Source organism: uncultured Dokdonia sp., from assembly GCF_947492815.1.
Taxonomy (GTDB): domain Bacteria; phylum Bacteroidota; class Bacteroidia; order Flavobacteriales; family Flavobacteriaceae; genus Dokdonia.
Genome location: NZ_CANLOB010000037.1, coordinates 32,222 through 40,972 on the forward strand (window position 1 = coordinate 32,222; position 8,751 = coordinate 40,972).

Annotated in this window: 2 protein-coding genes; both read left to right on the forward strand. The window is 32.0% G+C overall.

The genetic code is table 11. From position 1 onward, the window contains the following. Positions 1-388: 388 nt before the first annotated feature. Entirely contained in the window at positions 389-916 is a 528-nt protein-coding gene (locus Q1A01_RS21945; RefSeq protein ID WP_299685171.1) for a UpxY family transcription antiterminator, read from the forward strand. Then, positions 916-8,751: non-ribosomal peptide synthetase (locus tag Q1A01_RS21950; RefSeq protein ID WP_299685173.1), on the forward strand; the 7,836-nt coding region annotated here is incomplete at its 3' end. The genes Q1A01_RS21945 and Q1A01_RS21950, both read left to right, overlap by 1 nt.

Below are 8,751 nucleotides of genomic sequence, written 5' to 3' on the forward strand. Positions count from 1 at the left end.
GAAATACGGGTGATTTTTCCTGAAAACGGACAGTGTTCCCTTTTTTGAGGTGCTGTTTTGATATATGTTTGTATCAAATAATAAGTAAAGCAAAATGTTGCACACTTATTATAAACTATTGAAATTTTGAACCTGGACGGAAAGATTATTATCAAAGTAATCAGAAGTCAACTCTCAACATATTTATATAGAGAGTTTCTGTATCAAACTATATGATACACTAAAGATCAGTTTCTTTTAAACATAATTTTTCTTTTAAGAATGAACGTGATGTGAGTCAAGGAAGCGAAGCTATGGTTTTTTTTAAGATTCTTTTTCTAGTCTATTATCTAAATATCAAACATATCAATTACTACTACTCGGTTATTGTATAAATAAATTAACGGTTATGGGAAATCTTCTAAAAATTGGCTGGCATGTTCTTTATGTTAAGTCACGTCATGAACAAAAAGTAGACAACTTATTAAAAGAGATAGGGTTAGAATCTTTCTTACCATTAGTAAAGACTATACGCATATGGAGTGATCGAAAAAAAACCATAGAAGTTCCTCTTTTTCCATCATATGTCTTTGTTAAAGTTGAAAGTGCTACAGATTTTTACAAAGCACAATCTATAAATGGAGCTTGCACATTTGTGAAGTGTGGAAATTCTTATTCAACGATAAGAGATACAGAGATTCAAAAAATTAAATTCTTATTAACTACAGAAGATATTGTAGATGTAGCGCGAACTCCTGACCGATTAGAAAAAGGTGAAATCGCACTCATCCAATATGGAGCCTTTACAGGTTTAGAATGTGAAATTCTAAATGTAAATAATAATAATAAAGTTGTCGTTCGTATGGATTCTATCAATCAAAATATTACGGCAACATTACCGAATCACTATTTGTCTAAATTATCAAAAGCAGTCTGATGAAAAATAATGTCACAAATGTACAGAAGTATATCTGGCTAGATCAGATACTTGAAAGCGAGTCTCCAAAGTATAATATTGGAGGTTACGCATTTATAAAAGGAGCTATCGATGTAGATCGTTTTAAGCTTGCTCTTGATATTTTAGCAAAAGAAAATGATATTTTTTCTTTTGTTTTTGAAGAGAAAAGAGGCTTTCCATCATATCGTATTCAAGACGTAGCTCCAAATTTAGGATTAGTCTATTTAGAAGAATCTGATGAATCAAAAGTTATAAAATCGATTCGAGAAGATTTTGTAATTCCTTTTGATTTCAAAAATGAGAAACAACTTTATAAGATGTGGCTTATCAAAGTAAGTCCTACATCGTATATATGGTATTCTAAACTTCATCATATTATATCAGATGGTTTCTCTTTTCAATTGTTATACAATAAAGTAAATAGAATTTATAAGCAATTAGAAACAGATACTATTTATGATGAGATATCTATAGAAAAAAACACCTATTCATATGAAGCCTTTATCGCTTCAGAAGAGCTATATAGGACTTCGGATGATTTTTCTAAAGATAGAGACTTCTGGGTAGATCGTTATGCATCATTACCGTCATTAGTATATACGGGAACAAATAAAATAACAAATCATTGTCATATTGAAATTGCATTATCTGAAAGTGAAAATGAAGCTTTTTGGAATTTTGCAAAAACAGAGAGACTCGGAATTTTTCATTTATTACTGGGGTGCTTCTCTATAGTATTATCAAAATACTACAATACGGATGAGGTAAATTTGGGGATGCCTATTTTAAATAGGAAAAATGCAACTGAAAAACGCACTTTTGGTCCGTTTCTGAGTCTGTTACCTTTAAAACTTTCTATAGAAAATACAACATCGGTTATTGATTTTGTAAAAGAAATAAAGAGTACACTCTTTATGTGTTATAGACACCAACGTTTTCAGCAAGCTGATATATTAAGAAATATATCTCAGGAAGCATCAAAATTATATGATGTACGATTATCCTATGAACGTATGCAATATGAAGCTGAGTTTTCAGGAAAAACAACAGATATATATCCACTAGCTAATGATAGCGAAGAAGATCCTATTTCTATACATGTTTTTGAAGGCATGGATCAAAAAATTAGTTTTAGGTTTGATATTAATGAAAAATATGTTTCGAAGTTTGAAGCAAATCAACTCATAACTTCTTTTAAAAATGTATTAACACATTTAAAAGATATTAAGGATACGTCTATTGCAGATATTCAAATTGCTAGTCAGGCTCAATTACAAGAAGTACATGCTATTTCTAATGGGGAGGTGGTACAAAGACCTGAAGAAACGTTTTTAGATCTCTGGAACCTTGTCGTATCTAATCATTCTTTTAGGAAGGCAGTATCTTACCAAGCTACTTCACTTGAATATGCAACACTTGAAAAGTATGCAAATACAGTAGCCTCTTATTTACAGATGAAAGGTGTAAAGAAAGGAGCTAAAGTTGGTGTCATGCTTTCAAGATCAGAAAAAAGTATTATCGGAATTCTCGCAACCTTAAAAACAGGAGCTATTTATGTGCCTATTGATGAGGCATATCCAATAGAAAGAAAACAGTATATCATAGAAGACGCTCAATTAGACTTTATTTTAACAGACGTATCTTCTCAATCAATAATAGAAGAAATAGAGTGTAATATAGATACGATTATAGAGGCATATACGCCTTTAGAAAATTATACACCTGTATATAACAAACCTAGTGATGAGGCTTATATTATCTATACATCGGGCTCTACAGGAAAGCCTAAAGGAGTTGTGATTAATCATAAATCATTATATGATTATACATTGACATTTAGAGATTATTTTAATCTTGATGAGCAAGATGTTGTTTTACAACAAGCGTCTACGTCTTTTGACACTTCTGTAGAAGAAATTTTTCCGATCCTATCTGTAGGAGGAAATCTAGTGATTGCAAATGACACCCAAGACTTCCATAAATTACTTCAAGAATGTGAGTATTATAATGTGTCTTTACTAAGTACCAATCCTTTTGTATTACAGTATCTTAATGATCATCATACAAAATATGATTTAAATTTTAAAACGCTTATTAGTGGAGGTGATGTATTAAAGATTCATCAGGTAGATCAACTTATAGAAACGTATAATGTATATAATACATATGGTCCTACAGAAAGTACTGTTTGTGCTACGTATCATAAAGTCGAAAAAGCAGATGCTTCGCTACCTATAGGAAAACCGATCACAAATAGAGGGGTTTATCTTTTAGATGGTACAAAAATATTACCTAAAGGAGCGATAGGAGAAATAGGTTTGTCTGGTATAGGACTGGCTGTTTGTTACCTTAATAAGAAAGAGTTGACAAATCAGGCTTTTCTGAATATTGATGGAAGACGTATCTATAAAACAGGAGATCTTGGAAAATGGGATGTAGATAATAACCTTATTTTTTATGGTAGAAAAGATAACCAACTAAGTTATAAAGGATATAGAATTGAAGTAGGCGAAATAGAACAGGCTATACAACAAGCAAATGCGTATGTGATCGATAGTTATGTATGTATAAAAGAGGTAAAAGGAATGCCTATACTAATAGCATATTTAGTAGGAAATGAATCTTTTATCAACATTGCCACCTTAGTTATAGACTTAAAAGGATATTTGCCAGAATTTATGATCCCAACACATTTTGTGATTATAGAAGCGATTCCTTTATTACCGAATGGTAAGATAGATATCAAAAGTTTGCCAGAAGCTGTAACATTAAATACAAACGAAGTGGTAGCACTTCCTTCAACAGAAGAAGAGAAAGAAATTGCAGCTATTTGGAAAGAACTATTAAAACTAGATGAAGTAGATGTCAATGTGAGCTTTTTTGAGTTAGGAGGACACTCTTTATTAGCAAATCAATTTATTAGTAATTTAAGAGATCAGAAAGGAGTTGAACTCTCATTGAGAGATTTTTATAAATCTCCTACTATAAAAGAGATAGGGGAGTTAGTACCATCATTAGATAAGAAAGAGATTCAACATATTATAGCTCCTCATCAAGAACTATATCCACTGTCTTATGCACAAGATAGATTATGGTTTTTAAATCAGTTAGATACTGAAGATACCTCATATCATGTATCAAGAGCTATTAAGTTAACTGGTGAGATAGATATAACAATATTAGAAAAAACATTTTCTAAGCTTATAGAGAAACACGAGATTTTAAGAACTGTCTTTGTAAATCATGAAGGCGCTCCTTATCAAAAAATATTATCTCCATTTTTGTTTACAATTCCAATAAAGGATTGTAGAGAAGTTAGCGAAAATGCAAAAGAAAAAGTAATTTCTGATCGTCTTGATAAATTAGAAAATAGCTCTTTTGAGATAGAAGAAGGCCCATTATTTAGAGTGGAATTACTTAGATTTTCAGAAACAGAAAATGTTCTTTTATTCTGTGAGCATCACTTAATCTTAGATGGATGGACACAAGGTATTTTATTTAGAGATTTTGTAGATATTTATAATGAATTAAAAAGAAACCCAGCGTTTGAGGTTAAGAAGCCTAAAGTTACTTTTAAAGATTACGCATATTGGGAAAAAGAAAGCTTTCGCGAAAGCGTAATGAACGAAAAATTAAATTTTTGGGAACAAAAATTTGAAGGTTTTTCAAATGAGCAGTTAGTACCATTAGATTTTTCCAGAGCGTTAACTTCTAGTAAAAATGGAGGAACTATATCTCATGTGTTTTCATTAGATTTTTCAGAAAAATTAAGAAGGTTTTCAGAAAAACAGCATACCTCATTGTTTATTACAATGATGACTGCATTTAAAATTGCATTACACAAATTCAGTAATCAGACAGATATATGTGTAGGTACTGCAGTTGCTAATAGACGTTATAAAGAATTTCAGGAAGTATTAGGGATGATTGTAAATACAATCGCTTTGAGGACAACATTTACGTCTGATAGCACACTTATAGATGTACTTCAAGAAGTAAAAGAGACGTGTTTAAATGCATACACACATGATGATACTCCTTTTGGAAAAGTAGTAGAAAGAATAAATCCTGAGAGAGGATTAAACATGCACCCACTGTTTCAATATATGTTTAGCTTCGTTAATGTACCTATACAGAGTATGTCTTTGCTAGATGCCGAGATTGAAATTATAAAAGGACATAATAAGGCTTCACAGTTTGATATAAGTGTGGTTATAAATACTATTTACGAGCAAATAGATCAGGTAGTAGGTAATCAGGCAGATAGAAGAATTTCTATAGATTGGGACTACAATGCAGATATATTTATGCATACCACTATGGAGCGTATTCTAATGGCATATCTATATATTTTAGAAGCGCTTATTGTAGATCCTACGCAATCATTAACTGCTATAGATTACATCTCTGAAGAAGAAAAAGAGATGCTATTACATGATTTTAATGCTACAACAGTAGCATATCCGTCAGAAAAAACAGTTGTAGATTTATTTACAACACAAGTTAAGAATACACCTAATGCAATAGCATTAGAATTCAATGATACAAAGTTTACATACCAAGAATTAGATACAGTTTCAAATCAATTGGCCAATTATTTAGTAACGGGCTTTACGATTGAAAAAGAAGATTTAATTACGGTAAAACTAGAGCGAAGTGAGTGGCTGTATATAGCATTATTGGCCATATTAAAAACAGGAGGAGCGTATGTGCCCATAGATCCTAGTTATCCACAACAACGTATTGATTTTATAGAAAACGATACTAAAAGTAAAGTGACTATAAATGATGCACTCATTGCTGCTTTTATAACGAAGCAAGAAGCCTATAGTGACAAATTGCCTGTGGTTTCTTTAGATGCAACACATCTTGCCTATGTAATTTACACATCAGGCTCTACAGGGAACCCTAAAGGCGTAATGATTGAGCACAAGAGTTTAGTCAACTATATTATAGATCAAGGAAAAACATTTGATTTTAGTAGTTCTGAACGTGTATTACAGTTTTCAAACCCTGCGTTTGATGCTTCGATGGAGCAAATATTCTTAGCCTTATTACATGGAGCAACTTTAGTGAGTGTATCTAAAGATCGTATGATGGATCCGGTAGATTTCACGAAAGTGATAAAAGAATATGCCATTACACATATACACGCAACACCGAGTTATTTAGAACATTTGGATGATCTTACATCGTGTAAAGACTTGCGTAGAATTATTGCAGGAGGAGAAGCGTGTTCAAAAAAACTGGCTGAAAAATTATATGCCGTAGCAGATTTTTATAATGAGTACGGTCCTACAGAAACTACGATTAGTTCTACGATTTGTACTGTAGATAAGAATCAACTGGAAAAAGATAGTATTTCTATAGGAACTCCTGTAGCTAATACACAAACATATATTCTCTCGGATGATTTATCATTAAAACCTATAGGTGTTTTTGGAGAGTTATGTATTTCTGGCGATGGGCTTTCTAGAGGGTATTTGAATAGAGAAGATTTAACATCAGAAAAGTTTGTAGCACATCCATTTATTGAAGGAGAACGCTTATATAAAACAGGCGATATTGCTAGATGGTTATCTGATGGAACGATAGCGTTTTTAGGTCGTAAAGACGACCAAGTGAAGGTAAGAGGATATCGTATTGAGTTAGGAGAAATAGAACATGCTATACAATTACAAGAAAACATTAATCAATGTGTTGTTATTGTAAAGGAAGTAGAAGGAGATCAAGCAATCATAGCATATCTTGTTAGTACAACTTCAATAGATAAACAAGCATTGCGTATCGCATTAAGTCATCAATTACCTGATTATATGTTACCGAATTATTATGTGGAGTTGGATAAGATTCCGCTAACTCCTAACGGTAAAATAGCTAAGAAGGCATTACCGTCTATACAATCTAAAGACAGAATTAAAAATACATATATAGCTCCTGAAACTACTATTGAAAGACAATTAGTAGCTATATGGGAAGAAGTGTTAGGAATAGAAACCATAGGTCTTACAGATAATTTCTTTGACTTGGGAGGACACAGTCTTAAAATGACATTGGTAGTTAATAAGGTGAAAAATAGATTAGGGTATGATCTTACTATAAAAGACATGTTCTTAAACCCAACAATTGCCTCTATTATTCCTACGTTAGGAGATAAGGTATATGATACGATTCCTAAAGTAGCAATTCAGGCTGACTATCCGCTTACGTCTTCGCAACATAGGCTATGGATTTTAAGTCAATTTGAAGGAGGTAGTAAAGCGTATAATATTCCAGGTGCCTTTGAATTAGAAGGAGTTTTAGATGTAGAAAAATTAAAAGAAGCATTTGCTATTGTTATTGAGAGACATGAGACTTTAAGAACATTTTTTAAACGAAATGATAAAGGAGAAGTGCGTCAGTGTATTGTAGATGCTTTAGGTATTGATCTTCAAATGGAATGCTTTGATTATAGCGAAGTTGAAAATCAAGAAGAGGCTTTGCAGAAAAGAGTTGAGAATAGTTATAAGTATCAATTTGATTTAGGAGAAGCACCTTTAGTACGTTTACATCTGGTAAGACTATCAGAAGATAGACATGTATTATTTTTTAATATGCATCATATCATTAGTGATGGTTGGTCTATTGAAGTTTTAAGTAAAGAGCTTATTACTATTTATGATCACTTGGTGCAATCAAAAGATATCAATTTACCAGCGCTTGCTATACAATATAAAGACTATGCTTCTTGGGTAAAAAGTGAAGCTCAAATGGCGAAACTACATCTATCTAAAGAATATTGGTTAGATACCTTTAGTGGAGATGTACCCGTATTAGAGCTTCCTACAGATAAAATAAGACCAAAAATTAAATCCTATGTGGGAGATTCAATAACGTATGATTTCTCAGTAGCAACTAGTAAACGTTTACAGTTGTTTTCACAAGAAAATGATATGAGTCTTTTTATGATCTTAATGACAGGAATTAATGGACTGTTATCAAGGTATACAAATACAAGAGATCTTGTTTTAGGAACACCTGTTGCTGGAAGAGATCACACAGATTTAGAGAATCAAATAGGATTGTATTTAAATACATTGGCTATTAGAACAATCTTTGAAAAGGAAACCACTTTTGAAGAATTACTAGCCATTCAAAAAGAAACCTTATTAAATGCGTATGCTCACCAAGAATATCCTCTGGATAACCTAATAGATGAATTAGGCTTGGGAAGAGATACGAGTAGATCTGGACTGTTTGATGTACTAGTAGTCTTACAAAATCAACAAGATTTATTTAGATCAGACGGTTTAGAACTAAGTGGGTTGAATTTAAAACCTTATGAAGGATATCAAAGAAAAGTAAGTCAGTTTGACATAAGTTTTCTCTTTTCAGAGAAAGAAGGACAACTGTCATTACAGATAGAATATAATACTGATATTTATGAATCTCATTTTATAGCTCGTTTAGGACATCATTTAAATAACTTTTTACAAGAAGGAATGAATCGTCCAAGTAATCGTATAGCGACATTAAATTATTTAGGTTCTTCAGAAGAATCTCAGTTATTACATGATTTTAATGCTACTGCAGTTGATTATCCATCAACTACGATGGTAGATTTATTTGTAACGCAGGCTTCCAAAACTCCAGATGCCACAGCACTTATTCTTGGAGATCAGCGATTTACGTATAAAGAGCTTGATGAGGTTTCCAATGAACTAGCTCATTATTTATTATCTAATTATGAAATAGGTATAGAGAGTTTAGTAGGCGTAAAATTAGATAGAGATGAATGGTTATTAATTTCATTGCTAGCGGTATTAAAAGCAGGT

Excerpts from the sequence above, each read along its gene's own strand:
- Q1A01_RS21945 (WP_299685171.1), top strand. The coding sequence starts at position 389 with ATGGGAAATCTTCTAAAAATTGGCTGGCATGTTCTTTATGTTAAGTCA.